This is a genomic window from Rhizobium sp. NZLR10 (assembly GCF_019685125.1).
GTDB lineage: Bacteria > Pseudomonadota > Alphaproteobacteria > Rhizobiales > Rhizobiaceae > Rhizobium.
This window is the reverse complement of sequence record NZ_JABDWE010000001.1, coordinates 379,442-393,464: the sequence shown is the minus strand read 5'-3', so window position 1 is coordinate 393,464 and position 14,023 is coordinate 379,442. Positions and strand designations below refer to the sequence as shown.

16 protein-coding genes are annotated in these 14,023 nt (G+C 61.2%); 13 read left to right on the top strand and 3 right to left on the bottom strand.

Translation table 11 applies throughout. The annotated features are described in order from the left end of the window. The 3 genes from HJB82_RS01815 to HJB82_RS01805 are packed head-to-tail and all read left to right on the top strand — an operon-like array spanning position 1 to position 1,033. Entirely contained in the window at positions 1-150 is a 150-nt protein-coding gene (locus HJB82_RS01815) for a hypothetical protein (protein WP_207584834.1), read from the top strand. Beyond that, positions 150-713 (top strand): alpha/beta hydrolase, encoded by a 564-nt coding sequence (locus HJB82_RS01810; RefSeq protein ID WP_207584835.1) that lies wholly within the window; start codon positions 150-152, stop codon positions 711-713. Before HJB82_RS01815 ends, HJB82_RS01810 begins: the two co-directional genes overlap by 1 nt. An 11-nt stretch (positions 714-724) precedes the next feature. Continuing rightward, positions 725-1,033 carry a hypothetical protein gene (locus HJB82_RS01805; protein ID WP_221139462.1) on the top strand — a complete coding sequence of 103 codons (309 nt, stop codon included), beginning with the start codon at positions 725-727 and terminating at the stop codon, positions 1,031-1,033. A 6-nt stretch (positions 1,034-1,039) separates the two neighbouring features. Here HJB82_RS01805 and HJB82_RS01800 read toward each other — a convergent pair whose 3' ends face one another. The 3 genes from HJB82_RS01800 to tauA are packed head-to-tail and all read right to left on the bottom strand — an operon-like array spanning position 1,040 to position 3,750. Beyond that, the gene (locus HJB82_RS01800) at positions 1,040-1,894 is read right to left on the bottom strand and encodes an ABC transporter permease subunit (RefSeq protein ID WP_221139461.1); all 855 of its coding nucleotides are present in this window, start codon (positions 1,892-1,894) and stop codon (positions 1,040-1,042) included. Continuing rightward, complete coding sequence (locus HJB82_RS01795; RefSeq protein WP_207584838.1) at positions 1,891-2,679, bottom strand: taurine ABC transporter ATP-binding protein; 789 nt, start codon at positions 2,677-2,679, stop codon at positions 1,891-1,893. Before HJB82_RS01795 ends, HJB82_RS01800 begins: the two co-directional genes overlap by 4 nt. 57 nt (positions 2,680-2,736) lie before the next feature. Further along, entirely contained in the window at positions 2,737-3,750 is a 1,014-nt protein-coding gene (tauA, locus tag HJB82_RS01790; RefSeq protein WP_207584839.1) for a taurine ABC transporter substrate-binding protein, read from the bottom strand. A 213-nt stretch (positions 3,751-3,963) separates the two neighbouring features. On the opposite strand from tauA, the gene HJB82_RS01785 reads away from it, so the two are divergent. From HJB82_RS01785 to HJB82_RS01740, 10 genes are all read left to right on the top strand, one after another. Beyond that, positions 3,964-5,334, top strand: a complete 1,371-nt coding sequence (locus HJB82_RS01785) for an FAD/NAD(P)-binding protein (protein ID WP_207584840.1) — start codon at positions 3,964-3,966, stop codon at positions 5,332-5,334. Between the two features lie 247 nt (positions 5,335-5,581). Then, entirely contained in the window at positions 5,582-6,274 is a 693-nt protein-coding gene (locus HJB82_RS01780; RefSeq protein WP_221139460.1) for a GntR family transcriptional regulator, read from the top strand. Positions 6,275-6,746: 472 nt separating this feature from the next. Further along, on the top strand, positions 6,747-7,349 hold the full coding sequence (locus tag HJB82_RS01775) for an amino acid synthesis family protein (protein WP_207584842.1): 603 nt from the start codon (positions 6,747-6,749) through the stop codon (positions 7,347-7,349). 16 nt (positions 7,350-7,365) lie between these two features. After that, positions 7,366-8,211, top strand: a complete 846-nt coding sequence (locus tag HJB82_RS01770) for an alpha/beta fold hydrolase (protein ID WP_207584843.1) — start codon at positions 7,366-7,368, stop codon at positions 8,209-8,211. After that, the gene (locus HJB82_RS01765; RefSeq protein ID WP_207584844.1) at positions 8,208-9,143 is read left to right on the top strand and encodes a flavin reductase family protein; all 936 of its coding nucleotides are present in this window, start codon (positions 8,208-8,210) and stop codon (positions 9,141-9,143) included. The genes HJB82_RS01770 and HJB82_RS01765 overlap by 4 nt, the downstream gene beginning before the upstream one ends. After that, positions 9,140-10,180, top strand: a complete 1,041-nt coding sequence (locus tag HJB82_RS01760) for an LLM class flavin-dependent oxidoreductase (RefSeq protein WP_207584845.1) — start codon at positions 9,140-9,142, stop codon at positions 10,178-10,180. Before HJB82_RS01765 ends, HJB82_RS01760 begins: the two co-directional genes overlap by 4 nt. Before the next feature lie 4 nt (positions 10,181-10,184). Further along, on the top strand, positions 10,185-11,648 hold the full coding sequence (locus HJB82_RS01755; RefSeq protein WP_221131401.1) for an aldehyde dehydrogenase: 1,464 nt from the start codon (positions 10,185-10,187) through the stop codon (positions 11,646-11,648). A gap of 5 nt (positions 11,649-11,653) precedes the next feature. After that, positions 11,654-11,977, top strand: coding sequence for an NIPSNAP family protein (locus tag HJB82_RS01750; protein WP_207584847.1), 324 nt, complete (start codon positions 11,654-11,656; stop codon positions 11,975-11,977). Between the two features lie 48 nt (positions 11,978-12,025). Then, the gene (locus HJB82_RS01745) at positions 12,026-13,036 is read left to right on the top strand and encodes an ABC transporter substrate-binding protein (protein ID WP_221131400.1); all 1,011 of its coding nucleotides are present in this window, start codon (positions 12,026-12,028) and stop codon (positions 13,034-13,036) included. A gap of 114 nt (positions 13,037-13,150) precedes the next feature. After that, on the top strand, positions 13,151-14,023 hold the full coding sequence (locus HJB82_RS01740) for an ABC transporter permease (RefSeq protein ID WP_221139459.1): 873 nt from the start codon (positions 13,151-13,153) through the stop codon (positions 14,021-14,023).

Sequence of the window (14,023 nt, the reverse complement as noted above, 5' to 3'; positions counted from 1 at the left end):
ATGGCAATCGTCATTGAGACCGGCTTCCGTCGGCCCGATAAGGGAAGAGCAACGGGCAGCGTCATCTCGCAGTTCAGGCATGCGGCAGGGATCCGCACGGTCGTCAGTTCCTTCACCTTCCTGTTCGCCCTGGTGATCGGGTTGATCTGATGAGCGACGTTCTTATTCTTCCAGGACTTTTCGGCTCGGGAGAGGGGCATTGGCAACAGCACTGGCTACAGGATCAGCCGGGCAGTTGTTGCGTCGTCCAGGATGACTGGGATCATCCGGACCTCGACAACTGGCTGCCGCGGCTGGAAGGCGCGCTTGAAGAGGCCGGTGAGGCATATCTGGTTGCCCATAGTCTTGGATGCCTGCTCGCCGCAAGGCTGGCCGGGCGAAGCGCTGCCCGGCGCGTGAAAGGGGCATTGCTCGTTGCGCCATGCGATCTGCCGGTCACGGAAATTCTGCATCCGGGGCATATCGCCTTCGACGGCATGCCGACGGCGCCGCTGCCGTTTCCGAGCATCGTCGTCGGCAGCATGAACGACGCCTACATGACGGTCGATCGGCTGACCCTTTTCGGCCGGCTGTGGAAGGCCGAAACCAGGAATATCGGCCTTGCCGGGCACATCAATATCGCCAGTGGTTTTGGCCGCTGGCGTAACGGCTATCGGCTGCTGGATGCCTTGACGGCGCGCATCGTTTCCGCGCGGCCGGCTTTTGCGATGTGAATGGAGGCGGAATGTCGGACATTGTCGATGATCTCCTGCGCCTCAGCGAAGATCCGAATAGCGACCCTAAAAGTAGGCGCCGGCAAACCATGGAGTGTTTGGTGCAGACGCTGCTCACCATGGCCGATGCCGAAATTGGGCCGGAAGAGGCGCAACATCGCCATTCGATCATCCATTTAACGACGATTATCGGCGACATGACGGGCACGATCGCGGAGGCCGACGATCCGACATTTGCGGCGATCGTCAGGGAGGCGGCGGTGCTGATCCGCAGCCTGCAGCGGCGTCAGGCCGATGCGGCCAGATTTACGGTGCATTGATCCTCCTCAGAGCTTGCCTTTCCAGGGCAGGAGGAATGCCTCCAGAAAGCGGAGGGCGGCCGAGAAGGTGAAGGCGCAGATCGCGATGATGCCGATGCCGACGAAGACGACGTCGGTCGCCAGGAACTGCGACGCCGACATGATCATGAAACCGATCCCGCGCGTAGACGCGATCAGTTCGGCGGCGACCAGCGTGCCCCAGCCAACGCCAAGCGCAATGCGGATGCCCGTAAGGATCTCGGGCAGGGCGGAGGGAAAGACGATATCGATGAAAAGCTGCAGCCGGCTCGCGCCCAGCGAACGGGCGGCATTGACCCGCTCGATCGGCAGTGACCGAACGCCCGCCTGGGCCGAGAGGCAGATCGGTGCGAACATCGCAAGCACGAGCAGCGTGATCTTCGACGTTTCGCCAATGCCGAGCCAGATGATCATCAGCGGCAGGTAGGAGAGGGGCGGAAGCGGCCAGTAGAACTCGATCGGCGCGTCGAGCACACCTTTCGCCCAGCGGTTCAGGCCCATGAGCAATCCGAGCGGAATGCCGACGGAGATGGCGACGAGGGCTGCGACCACGATGCGGAACAGGCTTGCAAAGACATGTTCGGACAGCGACGCGCCGGCATAACCGTCGCGATAGATGACGCCGATCTGCGTCAGCACCTCATCCGGACGCGGCAGGAACAGGTGTGGTACGACACCGAGCGTGGACACAAGCCACCACAGCAGCAGTATCGCCAGGGCGGCGGCAATGCTGACGGCCACAGTCGATTTCTCACCGGCGCCGAAGCTTGCCATTTTCACCAGCGTGACCTGGCGGTCTTCTACATCAGCCGCAATCGGCGGAGCCTGGACGATATCGCTCATGCGGCGCTCCTGAGGTCTTCGGTGCTGTGCAGAATGGCGCGGATTTCCTCGCGCAGCTCGGCAAATTGCGGCGACGCCTTGATCGATCTTGCATCGCCGGTTTCGGCGAAGCGGCGGATGAAATCGAGATCGAAGCGCGCCACGACGCGCCCTGGCCGAGGCGACATGACCAGGACCTGCGTGCCCAGGAACAAGGCCTCTTCGATCGAGTGGGTGATGAAGAAAACCTTCTTTGCCGTTTTATCCCAAATGGAAACCAGCAGTTCCTGCATCTGCTCGCGTGTCAGGCTGTCAAGCGCGCCGAACGGTTCGTCCATCAGCAGGATGTCGGGATTTGTCGCGAGAGCTCGGGCGATGCCGACCCGCTGGCGCATGCCGCCCGACAGCTCGTAGGGAAAGGCGCCGGCGAATTCGTCGAGGCCGACGAGCCGGAGCAGCTCGAGGGCGCGCGTTCGGCGCTCCTTCCGATTTATGCCGGCGAATTTTAGGCCGAGGGCGACGTTGTCGGCCACCGATTTCCAGGGCAGCAGCGCATCTTTCTGAAAGACGACGCCGCGATCGGCACCTGGCCGTTCGACCGCGCGGCCGTCGAGCGTGATCCGGCCATCGGAAAGCGGAAGGAAGCCGGCAATCGCGTTGAGAAGAGTTGATTTGCCGCATCCCGAGGCGCCGAGCGCGACGACGAAACCACGTTCGGGAATATCGAAGGAAACGCGGTCGAGCGCGTGAACGGTCCGCCCATCGCGGGCTGCGAAGAAAACGCTGGCGTGATCGACTTTAAGCATGGTGCCACTCGCAGTTTCGACGCCGGCGCGCGACTTTCGCGCCGGCGTCATGGAGGATCAGTTGCTGACGCCGGCAAGCGCGTCTGCGGTGACGAACGTGCCGTAATTTTCCAGCACGTCGGAGACTTTGCCCTGTTCCTTCAGGAACGATGCCGTGTCCTTGAGGATCTTTCCGGCACCCGCTTTCTCCCCGCCGCCGAGCCAGGCGTCTGATGCCTGGGCCTCGGGTGTCAGCAGCGTCAGGTTCTTCAGAGCCGAGGCCTGCTGCTCCGGCGTTCCGCCGAGAAGTTTGGAGAGCGACTTGGCATTGTCGCTGTCGGGACCCCAGGCGGCTTTGTCCGAGGCGAAGGACGCGTAGTATTTGTTGATGACCGAGGCGAAGCCCTTCAGGAATTCCGGGTTGTCGGCAGCAAACGCCGAGGTCGCAACCCAGGCCGAGAACGTCGGCGCACCCTTGTCCGCCACGTCTTTGGAGGTCACGAGAACCTTTCCGGTCTTCTTGAGTTCGGTCAGAGCCGGATCCCAAACGAAACCGCCGTCGATATCGCCGCGATTATAGCTCGCGACGATTTCGGGCTGAGGGATCGCGAAGACCTGAACGTCTTTCTCGGTTAGACCAAGCGATTTGACGAGCGCCAGCAGCTGATAGTGGTCCGTGGAAACAGGTGCGGCGGCAAGCTTCTTGCCCTTCAGATCGTTCAGGCTTTCGATGCCGGACCCGTTGCGGACGACGAGCGCCTCGTCGATGCCGGAGATGGACGCCAGGTAGAAGGCCTTGACCTCGAGCCCGCGCGATACCGCAGCCGCAAACGGACTGGAGCCGACATAGCCGACCTGGACGTCGCCTGAGGCAATAGCCGCAAAGATTTCGGCGCCCGAATTGAACCTGCGGAAATCGATGTCGTATCCGGTATCCCTAGCGAATTCGCCGTTTGCGATCGCCACCGAAGACGGCAAGGCATCGGTTTGATAGCCGACGACGACCTTTTTGTCCGCCGCCTCAGTGACGGCCGCCGTTGCCAGAGTGCCGACGCCGACGGCGATTGCGGCAACCAAATTTCTGAAATTCATCTTGAGCCCCGTTGTTTGAGAGCCGATCGGCCCCTTGATTTCACCCTCAAAAGCCTAAGGTTGAGAATGGGCTGGCGGGAGAAATAACAAACTATATTTATAGACTATACAGATAATTGTTTTCGCGATTCGGCCGCTTGTGCAATCTGCTGGACCGGCGAGTGGCGGCAGGGCCCGAATGACGAAAGATTACCAGGCTTCAGGGAGAATGCGTTGATATACGATGTGATCGTCGTCGGTTCCGGTTTTTCAGCGATAGCTGTGACCTGCAATCTCATCGAGCAGCTTCCCGCTTCGGCGAAGGTTGCCGTCGTGGGTGACGATCCCGGTTTCGGGCGCGGAACGGCATACCGGACGGAACTCTATCTCCATCGCCTCAACGTTCCCGCAGGCCGCATGAGCCTGCTGCCCCATCATCCCGACGATTTTGTCGACTGGCTGAAAAACCGTGGACGCCTGACGCAGGCAGGCGATTTCGCCTCGCGCGGCGATTACGGTCTTTATGTCAGGGACACGCTTGCGCGGCTGCTTCGAAAGCGGGACGGCCGTTGCCGGGTCGATTTCATCAAGGCCAAAGCGGCGGGATGCGTGGAACGCTACAAGACTACGCTCGCCTTCCAACTCGGCAACGGCGACGAGATTGCCGGGAAGAATGTCGTGCTGTGCCTTGGCGTCGGAAATGCGAACCTTCCGGTCGATCCGGCCGGCGTCCCATCATCTCTGCGATCGCGGATCATCGAGAACCCGTGGCGGCTCTCGTGGCTGAGGCGCGTCGCACCGTCTGATGCAGTCTGCATCCTCGGCTCCGGCCTGACGATGATCGATCAGGTTCTCGCCCTTCGCGCCCATGGCCATAGAGGCAGGATCGACGTGCTTTCGCGGCGCGGGTTGGCACCGCTCGGACATGCGAGGACGCCGCCGGCGCCTGTGCCGATCGACGTTGAGACGCTTCCCGGTACGATCAGCGGCCTATTGAAGACTTTGCGGGCGAGGAGCAGAGAGGTCGCCGACTGGCGCGCCGTGATGGACGGCCTGAGGCCGGTCACACAGGCTCTCTGGCAGCGGCTTTCGAGCGAGGAGCGGGTGCGTTTCTTGCGGCATGCGCTTCCCTGGTGGAACATCCACCGTCACCGGGTCGCGCCGGAGGTGTTCGCCGGGTTCGAGAAACTGATCTCGGAAGGAACCGTTCGCTTCCATGCAGGTTTCCTGAAATCGCTCGGCCCTTGGGAAGACGGGCTCGTCGCCGGCTACAGGGTCAGAGCCCAACGTGAGATCGCTGAGATCAGGGCGGACTGGCTGGTCAACTGCACGGGAATGGAGCGTGCCGGGATCAGCCATTCGCCGCTTTTGAAGGAGATGAACCGGCTTCAGCTGATCGTTCCTGATCCTCTTGGCCTCGGCATCCGGGTGGATGCGGCTTCCGAGGTGATGGCTCCGTCCCGGATCTCGCCTCCTCGGCTGTTTGCTGTCGGCGCCTTGACGGCAGGGCAATTCTGGGAGATCACCGCCGTTCCCGACATTCGGGTCCAGGCAAAAGCCGTGGTCGAAGGGATCGTCAGGGCGAGGCCCAATTCCGACGCTTAGAACATGTCGCGCAAAAGTGTGCAGCGGTTTTGCGATGACGACCTGCGCAAAACCAAAGACCTAAAGCGTGGCAAGCGAATCTGAAAGATCGCGACGCGCTTTAGGCTGACAATATCCTCGGCACGGTGCTGTTGAATTGCTGGTCGCCGACGGCTACAGTATTTGGTAGGCCATAATACGATTCCTGAATTCGGCTGCCGCAGCGGAACTTGAGCATGCGAAAGTCAATCCAACACTGAGGTACAGCATGAGCGGTGCTCTTAAGGACGCAATCAGAGTCGAGCGTCCTGCAAAGACATTGCGGGAATTGGCGCTCGACAAGGTCCGCGAAGCCATCGTCAACGGATACTTTCGTCCCGGAGACCGCCTTGTCGAGCGCGACCTCTGCGCCCAGCTCGGCGTCAGCCGGACGGTCGTGCGCGAGGTGCTGAGACATCTGGAATCGGAAGGGCTCGTCGCCAATCTGCCGAACAAGGGACCGATCGTCGCCCTGCTGGATATCGAGGAAGCCAAACAGATCTATGAGATCCGTGGTGCGCTCGAAGGCATGGCGGCGCGGCTGTGTGCGGAGCGTGGCAGCCCGGAAATCGTCGCCGCGCTCGAAGAATCGCTGACCGCAATCCGCAACAGTTATCGCGACGGCGATATGACGGCTGTGCTAGCCAATACCTCTTCCTTCTATCAAACGCTGTTCACCAGGGTTGACAGGCATGTCGCCTGGGGCGTCGTCAACCTCCTCACCGTGCGCATAAACCACCTGCGCTCGATGACCATCAAGACGGAAAGGCGCGACATTGAAGGGCCGCTGCAGATGTCTAAGATCATCGACGCCATCCGCCGCGGCGACGGCGAGGGCGCCCAGCGGGCGGCGATGGATCATGTCGCGGCCGCCAGCGCAATTGCCGAAGCGGTGCTGTCCGCCCAGAAGACTGCCGAATAGGGCGTAGCGCCGCGCGGTTTTCAAGACGGTCGCCGTCCTACTACTCTATTGTTGCATCTCTTCGCGCGCACCTGTCTCGCTGGAAGACGGCCAGCATGGAGTTGTCGCATCGACATTTGTCGATGCCTCTGCCGCATTTCGCAATCACGTTCCGCGGAATGAAGAGAATTCAAACTCCAAGCTTGACACCCAACTTTGCTCGATGTGATGGTATGCCATAATCAATAATATATAAGGCGGTATCATATGGTCTGGGATAATTTTGACGTTCTGACGTGTCGCGCCGCTGCAGGCCGCCGCCGTGCCGTCCGGCTCTCGACAACACGCTGAATGAACAAAGCGCTTTCGGGCGTTGGAGCGCATACGCGCCAAATTCGTGATTCGTCGGACTTTGCTGCGTCTTCGCCGAAACCAAGTTGACACTCATATATTATGGTATACCATAATACTGAATAGAGAGATGAGGTGCTCCATGGCCATTCAAATTCGCAAGACCGGACTGCAGATCGAAACGACGCTGATCGAAGGCGGCAAGACCGCGGCGGTGCCGCTAAAGCTGTTTTCCGCCTTCGCGGTCGTGAAGAACCCCTGGGCGGGCCGCGGCTTTGTCGAAGACCTCAAGCCCGAAATCCATGCGGGCGCTCCGGTTCTCGGCGAATTGCTGACCAAGATGATCATCGATGCGGTCGGTTCCGGCGAGGCTGTCGAAGCCTATGGCAAGGCCGCCGTCGTCGGCCTGGACGGCGAGATCGAACATGCCTCCGCGCTGATCCACACGCTGCGCTTCGGCAATTTTTATCGTCATGCCGTCGGCGCCAAGTCCTATCTCGCCTTCTGCAACACCCGTGGCCCCGCCAATGCGCCGATCATGATCCCGCTGATGGACAAGAACGACGAAGGCCGCCGCTCGCATTATCTGACCATCCAGACCTCGATCCCCGACGCGCCTGCCGCCGACGAGATCGTCGTGGCGCTTGGCGCTTCGGTGGGTGGACGTCCTCATCACCGCATTGGCGATCGCTATCAGGATCTAAAAGATCTTGGGCAGGACGTCGCCAATCCTGCGGGCGTTTGAAAGGGTGGGCGCTGAGATGCTGACAGCCGGATCGATCTCAGGCGCCGCTGCAGCAAAGAGCGCCGCCGGTGATCTGCCCCGAAAGAAGACGGCAAGTGGAACGGCCTATCACGAGGCCGGCAGCGGCGAGCCGCTGGTTCTTATTCATGGCGTCGGCATGCGGCTTGAGGCCTGGGCGCCGCAGATCGCATTTCTGTCGGCCGGCCATCGCGTCATCGCCGTCGACATGCCGGGACATGGCGAGAGCGTAAAATTGCCGGCGGGCAGCCGCCTCGAGGAGTTCGTCGCCTGGTTCGGGCGCTTTCTCGACGAGATGGCGATCGACACAGCGAACGTTGCCGGCCACTCGATGGGAGCGCTGGTATCGGGAGGGGCGGCGGCGACGTTCGGCGAACGTATCAGCCGTGTCGCTTACCTCAACGGCGTCTACAGGCGTGACCGGCAAGCAAAGGCTGCCGTGCTCGCACGGGCAGCCGCCATTCCGGTGACGGGCGTGGACAAGGAAGGCCCGCTGGTTCGCTGGTTCGGCGATGATCCGGACAGCGTCGTTGCGCGGGAACGGACGCGGAAATGGCTCAACCTCGTCGATCCGGAAGGGTATGCTGTCGCTTACGCCGCCTTCGCCGGAGGAGACGAAACCTATGCCGATCGTTGGAAAGACGTGGCTGGTCCGGCCCTGTTTCTGACGGGGTCCGATGATCCGAATTCGACGCCCTTGATGGCGACGCAAATGGCGGCGCTCGCGCCCCGGGGCTGGGCCCGCATCGTGGAGGGTCATCGTCATATGGTGAACCTGACCGCGCCTGATATCGTCAATTCGCTGCTCGCTGAGTGGCTGTCGTTCGGGGAGGATGAGCGATGACAATCCAGACTGTCGACCCAAGAGCATTGCGTGATGCATTCGGAGCTTTTCCGACCGGCGTGACGGTCGTCACTGCCTGCGACGCGGATGGAAATCCGATCGGCTTCACGGCGAACTCCTTCACATCAGTGTCGCTCAATCCGCCTTTGCTTCTCGTTTGTCTTGCCAAGACGTCGCGCAATTTCGCGACCATGACCGGAGCACAGCATTTTGCGATCAACGTGCTTTCGGAAACCCAGAAAGACGTGTCGAACACTTTTGCGCGGCCGGTCGAAGACAGGTTTGCAGCGGTCGAATGGAACAAGGGGGCGGCGGGCTGCCCGATCTTCTCAAATGTGGCGGCCTGGTTCGAATGCGCCATGGATCAGGTCGTCGAGGCTGGCGACCATGTCATTCTGATGGGGCGCATCGAAGCGTTCGACAATAGCGGCCGCAATGGTCTCGGCTATGCGCGTGGCGGTTATTTCACCCCAACGCTCGCCAGCAAGGCGGTTTCCGCGGCAAGCGAAGGCAATATCGAACTCGCGGCCGTCGTTGAGCGCCGTGGAGAGGTTCTGCTGCTCGGCGAGGATGTGCTCTCCCTGCCAAGCGTCGACGCCCATGACGGCAACCCGACCGAGACGCTGGAAAAGTATCTGGAGGCGCTCACCGGGCTGAAGGTCAGCATCGGCTTCCTCTATTCGGTTTATCAGGGCAAGAGCGACGGCAAGCAGCACATTGTCTATCACGCCGTTGCCGGCGACGGCGAGCCTACCGGCGGCAGGTTCGTGAAACCCGACGCACTGGCTGCCGCAAAATTCAAGACCAGTTCGACCGCCGATATCGTCAATCGTTTTGCGATGGAAAGCTCGATCGGCAATTTCGGCGTCTATTTCGGTGACGAGACCGGCGGCACCGTTCATCCCATTCCAGCCAAGGGCGCAAAAGCATGAAGTTCTCCCTCTTCGTCCATATGGAACGGCTCGACGCCAGCCAGAGCCATAAGAGCCTCTATGAGGAATTCGTCGCGCTCTGCGAGATCGCCGACGAGGGTGGCATGCATGCGATCTGGACCGGCGAGCACCATGGCATGGACTTCACCATCGCACCCAACCCGTTCGTGACCATTGCCGATCTCGCCCGCCGCACATCGCGGGCAAGGCTCGGGACGGGCACGGTGATCGCCCCCTTCTGGCATCCGATCAAGCTCGCCGGCGAGGCTGCTATGGCCGACATCATCTGCGACGGAAGGCTCGACATCGGGATTGCGCGCGGCGCCTATTCTTTCGAATACGAACGCCTGCTGCCCGGCCTCGATGCCTGGGGGGCTGGCCAGCGCATGCGCGAACTCATCCCGGCGGTCAAGGGCATCTGGAACGGCGACTATGCCCATGACGGGGAATTCTTCAAATTCCCCGCAACCACCTCGGCGCCGAAGCCGCTGCAGCAGCCGAACCCGCCGATCTGGGTCGCGGCGCGCGATCCGAACTCGCACGAATTTGCCGTCGCCAACGGCTGCAACGTTCAGGTCACACCGCTCTGGCAGGGTGACGACGAGGTTCAGTCGCTGATGGAACGCTTCAACGATGCCTGCGCCAAGAACCCGGATATCGAGCGGCCGAAGATCATGCTGCTGCGCCACACCTATGTCGGCTCGTCAGAAGAAGACGTCGCCCAGGCCGCCCATGAACTGAGCGTTTATTACAATTATTTCTTTGCCTGGTTCAAGAATGAGAAGCCGGTTACCCAAGGCCTGATCGAACGGATTCCGGACGAGCAAATCCGAGCGAACGCCATGCTTTCGGATCAGGTCATGCGCACCAACAATGTCGTTGGTAACGCCCGGACCGTCATCGACCGGCTGAAGGCCTATGAGGCGCTCGGTTACGACGAATATTCCTTCTGGATCGACACCGGTATGAGTTTCGAGCGCAAGAAAGCGTCGCTCGAGCGCTTCATTACCGAGGTCATGCCGGCATTTCAGGAGTAAGACCATGCGGCGTTTTCAGCACTATATCGATGGCGAATTCTCGGACGGCGAGGCTTCCTATCCGAGCATCGATCCGGCGACCGGCGCGGTCTGGGCCGATATGCCCGAAGCCCGCGAAGGGGATGTCGATCGGGCTGTGAATGCTGCCGACAAGGCGCTTTATGACGGCCCGTGGGCGAAACTGACGGCCACCCAACGCGGCAAGCTGCTCTACAAGCTGGCAGACCTGGTTGCCGCCAACGCCCAGATCCTGGCGGAACTGGAGACGCGGGACACCGGCAAGATCATCCGCGAGACATCCGCGCAGATCGCTTATGTCGCCGAATATTATCGTTATTATGCCGGCATCGCAGACAAGATCGAAGGCGCCTACCTGCCGATCGACAAGCCGGATATGGACGTCTGGCTTCGCCGCGAGCCGATCGGTGTCGTTGCGATGGTGGTGCCCTGGAACAGCCAGCTCTTCCTGTCCGCGGTCAAGATCGGCCCGGCGCTCGCCGCCGGTTGCACGATGGTGGTCAAGGCCTCGGAAGACGGGCCGGCGCCGCTTCTCGAATTTGCACGCCTGGTGCATGAGGCGGGCTTTCCCGCCGGTGTCGTCAACATCATCACCGGTTTCGGCTCCTCCTGTGGGGCCGCCCTCGGCCGTCACCCGAAGGTCGCACATGTCGCCTTCACCGGTGGTCCTGAAACCGCCCGGCACGTCGTTCGCAACTCGGCCGAAAACCTCGCCTCCACTTCGCTTGAACTCGGCGGCAAGTCCCCCTTCATCGTCTTTGCCGACGCCGACCTCGAAAGTGCGGCCAACGCCCAGGTTGCGGGCATTTTCGCTGCGACCGGGCAGAGCTGCGTGGCCGGATCGCGACTGATCGTCGAACGCAGCGTCAAGGACAAGTTCGTCGCCCTGCTGCGGGAGAAGGCAGAGGCGATCCGGATCGGCGCGCCGCTCGATATGGCGACCGAAGTCGGCCCGCTTGCCACCAAGCGCCAGCAGGACAATATCGGCGCCCTCGTTGAGAGATCGATCGAAAGCGGCGCCCATCTCGTCACGGGCGGACGCAAGATCGATGGCGAAGGTTATTACTTCCAACCGACGATCCTCGACTGCGACGATGTCGCCTCGCCCTCGCTGATCGAGGAATTCTTCGGGCCGGTTCTCTCCGTCGTCTCCTTCGAGACCGAGGCGGAGGCGCTGAGGCTTGCCAACGACACCCGCTACGGCCTGGCCTCCGGCGTCTTCACCCAGAACCTCACCCGGGCGCACCGGCTGATGAAGGGGCTCCGCGCCGGCATCGTCTGGGTCAACACCTACCGAGCCGTATCGCCGATCGCGCCGTTCGGCGGCTTCGGCCTGTCGGGCCACGGCAGGGAAGGCGGCATGGCCGCGGCTCTCGATTATACCCGGACCAAGACGATCTGGCTGAGGACCTCGGACGATCCGATCCCCGATCCCTTCGTGATGAGGTGACGCCGATGTTTTACGAAATCCGCACCTATCGGCTGAAGAACGGAACGATCCCGCAATATCTCAAGGTCGTCGAGGAAGAGGGGATCGAGATCCAGAAGAGCCATCTTGGCACGCTGGTCGGTTACTTCTTCTCGGAGATCGGCACGATCAACGAGATCGTCCACATCTGGGCGTTTACAAGCCTGGATGACAGAGAGGCGAGACGCCAGCGGCTTCTGGCCGATCCCCGGTGGCAGGCCTTTCTGCCCAAGATTCGCGACCTCATCGAGGTGGCGGAAAACAAGATTATGAAGCCAGCAAGCTTTTCTCCCAGGAGCAACGCGCACTGACGACATAACGCATACCCGTAGGACAAACCAAAACAGGGATAAGGGAACATGAAAACGACATTTGCATTCGCGGCGGTTGCCGCATTCGTGGCCGTCTCCGCGCCGGCACACGCCGACAACATGGTCTTCTCGAGCTGGGGCGGAACGACCCAGGATGCCCAGAAGGCGGCATGGGCAAGCCCCTTCACCGAAAAGACCGGCATCACCGTCGTGCAGGACGGCCCGACCGACTACGGCAAGCTCAAGGCCATGGTCGAGGCCGGCGAAGTCACCTGGGACGTCGTCGACGTCGAAGGCGATTATGCCGCCCAGGCCGGCAAGACCGGCCAGCTCGAGAAGCTCGACTTCTCCGTCATCGACAAATCCAAGCTCGATCCGCGTTTCGTCACCGACTATTCGGTCGGCAGCTTCTATTATTCCTTCGTCATCGGCTGCAATGTCGATGCCGTCAAAGCCTGCCCGAAGACATGGGCCGACCTGTTCGACACGGCCAAGTTTCCCGGCAAGCGCACATTCTACAAGTGGTCGGCTCCCGGCGTGATCGAAGCCGCGCTACTTGCCGACGGCGTGCCTGCCGACAAGCTTTATCCGCTCGATCTCGACCGCGCCTTCAAGAAGCTCGATACGATCAAATCGGACATCATCTGGTGGTCGGGCGGCGCACAGTCGCAGCAGCTGCTGGCATCGGCCGAAGCGCCCTTCGGCAGCGTCTGGAACGGCCGCATGACGGCGCTTGCCGCGACCGGCATCAAGGTGGAAACCTCCTGGGAACAGAACATCACCGCCGCCGATGCACTCGTCGTGCCGAAGGGTTCGCCGAATGTCGAAGCTTCGATGAAGTTCATTGCACTGGCCACCTCGGCCGAACCGCAGGCCGCCCTCGCAAAAGCCACCGGGTATGCGCCGATCAACCTTGACTCGGCCAAGCTGATGGATCCGGAAACGGCAAAGACCCTGCCGGACCAGCAGACGGCAAGCCAGGTCAACGCCGATATGAGCTACTGGGCCGATAATCGCGATGCCATCGGCGAGAAGTGGTACGCTTGGCAGGCGAAATAAGCTGAAACTTGAGATCAACGGGCACGGCGAAGGTTCGCCGTGTCCCGCGCAGCGCCGGTGCGAAATCGATTGCACCTCGGCGCCTGCGGAAATTGACGGGTGGGAAGGACTGTCATGTCGACGTATAGCGATCTCTCCGGCGTAATTACGCCCTTGCCAAAGGTCCGCAGGCCAACAGGTTTTAGCGGGGTCGTTCCGGCTTTCGCCTTTGTGAGCATCTTTTTCATCGTGCCGGTGGCGATACTCCTGTTGCGAAGCGTGCTGGAACCCGTGCCGGGTCTGGGAAACTATGCGCAGCTGATCGGGTCTGCGACCTATCTCAAGATTTTCGCCAATACTTTCATCGTCTCGGGTCTCGTCACGGTGATTTCGCTCGCGATCGGTTTTCCCGTCGCCTGGGCGCTGGCGATCATGCCGGGACGGCTGACGTCGGTGATTTTTGCGATCCTGCTCCTGTCGATGTGGACCAACCTTTTGGCCCGCACCTATGCCTGGATGGTGCTCCTGCAGCGGACCGGGCTGATCAACAAGATGCTGATGGGAATGGGCCTGATCGACCAGCCGCTGGCGCTGGTCAACAATCTGACGGGCGTGACGATCGGCATGACCTATATCATGCTGCCTTTCATCATCCTGCCGCTCTATGGCGTGATCAAGAAGATCGACCCGTCGACGCTACAGGCGGCGGCACTTTGCGGCGCCAATCGGTGGCAGTGCCTGACCCGTGTTCTCCTGCCGTTGGCGACGCCCGGCATGGCGGCCGGCGCACTGATGGTCTTCGTCATGTCGCTTGGCTATTTCGTCACGCCGTCGCTTCTCGGCGGCACCGCCAACATGATGCTCGCCGAATTGATCGCGCAATTCGTGCAGTCGCTGGTCAACTGGGGAATGGGGGGTGCTGCGGCGCTGGTCCTGCTGGTGGTGACCCTGTCGCTTTATACCGTACAGCTGCAATTCTTCGGCAACCAGAATCCGGGGGGACGTTGA

What these genes read in the sequence shown, in the direction of transcription:
- HJB82_RS01770 (WP_207584843.1), top strand. Translation starts at nt 7,366, where the DNA reads ATGCTGACAGCCGGATCGATCTCAGGCGCCGCTGCAGCAAAGAGCGCC.
- HJB82_RS01765 (WP_207584844.1), top strand. Translation starts at nt 8,208, where the DNA reads ATGACAATCCAGACTGTCGACCCAAGAGCATTGCGTGATGCATTCGGA.
- HJB82_RS01750 (WP_207584847.1), top strand. Translation starts at nt 11,654, where the DNA reads ATGTTTTACGAAATCCGCACCTATCGGCTGAAGAACGGAACGATCCCG.
- HJB82_RS01745 (WP_221131400.1), top strand. Translation starts at nt 12,026, where the DNA reads ATGAAAACGACATTTGCATTCGCGGCGGTTGCCGCATTCGTGGCCGTC.
- HJB82_RS01815 (WP_207584834.1), top strand. Translation starts at nt 1, where the DNA reads ATGGCAATCGTCATTGAGACCGGCTTCCGTCGGCCCGATAAGGGAAGA.
- HJB82_RS01795 (WP_207584838.1), bottom strand. Translation starts at nt 2,679, where the DNA reads ATGCTTAAAGTCGATCACGCCAGCGTTTTCTTCGCAGCCCGCGATGGG.
- HJB82_RS01780 (WP_221139460.1), top strand. Translation starts at nt 5,582, where the DNA reads ATGAGCGGTGCTCTTAAGGACGCAATCAGAGTCGAGCGTCCTGCAAAG.
- HJB82_RS01740 (WP_221139459.1), top strand. Translation starts at nt 13,151, where the DNA reads ATGTCGACGTATAGCGATCTCTCCGGCGTAATTACGCCCTTGCCAAAG.
- HJB82_RS01810 (WP_207584835.1), top strand. Translation starts at nt 150, where the DNA reads ATGAGCGACGTTCTTATTCTTCCAGGACTTTTCGGCTCGGGAGAGGGG.
- HJB82_RS01775 (WP_207584842.1), top strand. Translation starts at nt 6,747, where the DNA reads ATGGCCATTCAAATTCGCAAGACCGGACTGCAGATCGAAACGACGCTG.
- tauA (WP_207584839.1), bottom strand. Translation starts at nt 3,750, where the DNA reads ATGAATTTCAGAAATTTGGTTGCCGCAATCGCCGTCGGCGTCGGCACT.
- HJB82_RS01760 (WP_207584845.1), top strand. Translation starts at nt 9,140, where the DNA reads ATGAAGTTCTCCCTCTTCGTCCATATGGAACGGCTCGACGCCAGCCAG.
- HJB82_RS01755 (WP_221131401.1), top strand. Translation starts at nt 10,185, where the DNA reads ATGCGGCGTTTTCAGCACTATATCGATGGCGAATTCTCGGACGGCGAG.
- HJB82_RS01800 (WP_221139461.1), bottom strand. Translation starts at nt 1,894, where the DNA reads ATGAGCGATATCGTCCAGGCTCCGCCGATTGCGGCTGATGTAGAAGAC.
- HJB82_RS01805 (WP_221139462.1), top strand. Translation starts at nt 725, where the DNA reads ATGTCGGACATTGTCGATGATCTCCTGCGCCTCAGCGAAGATCCGAAT.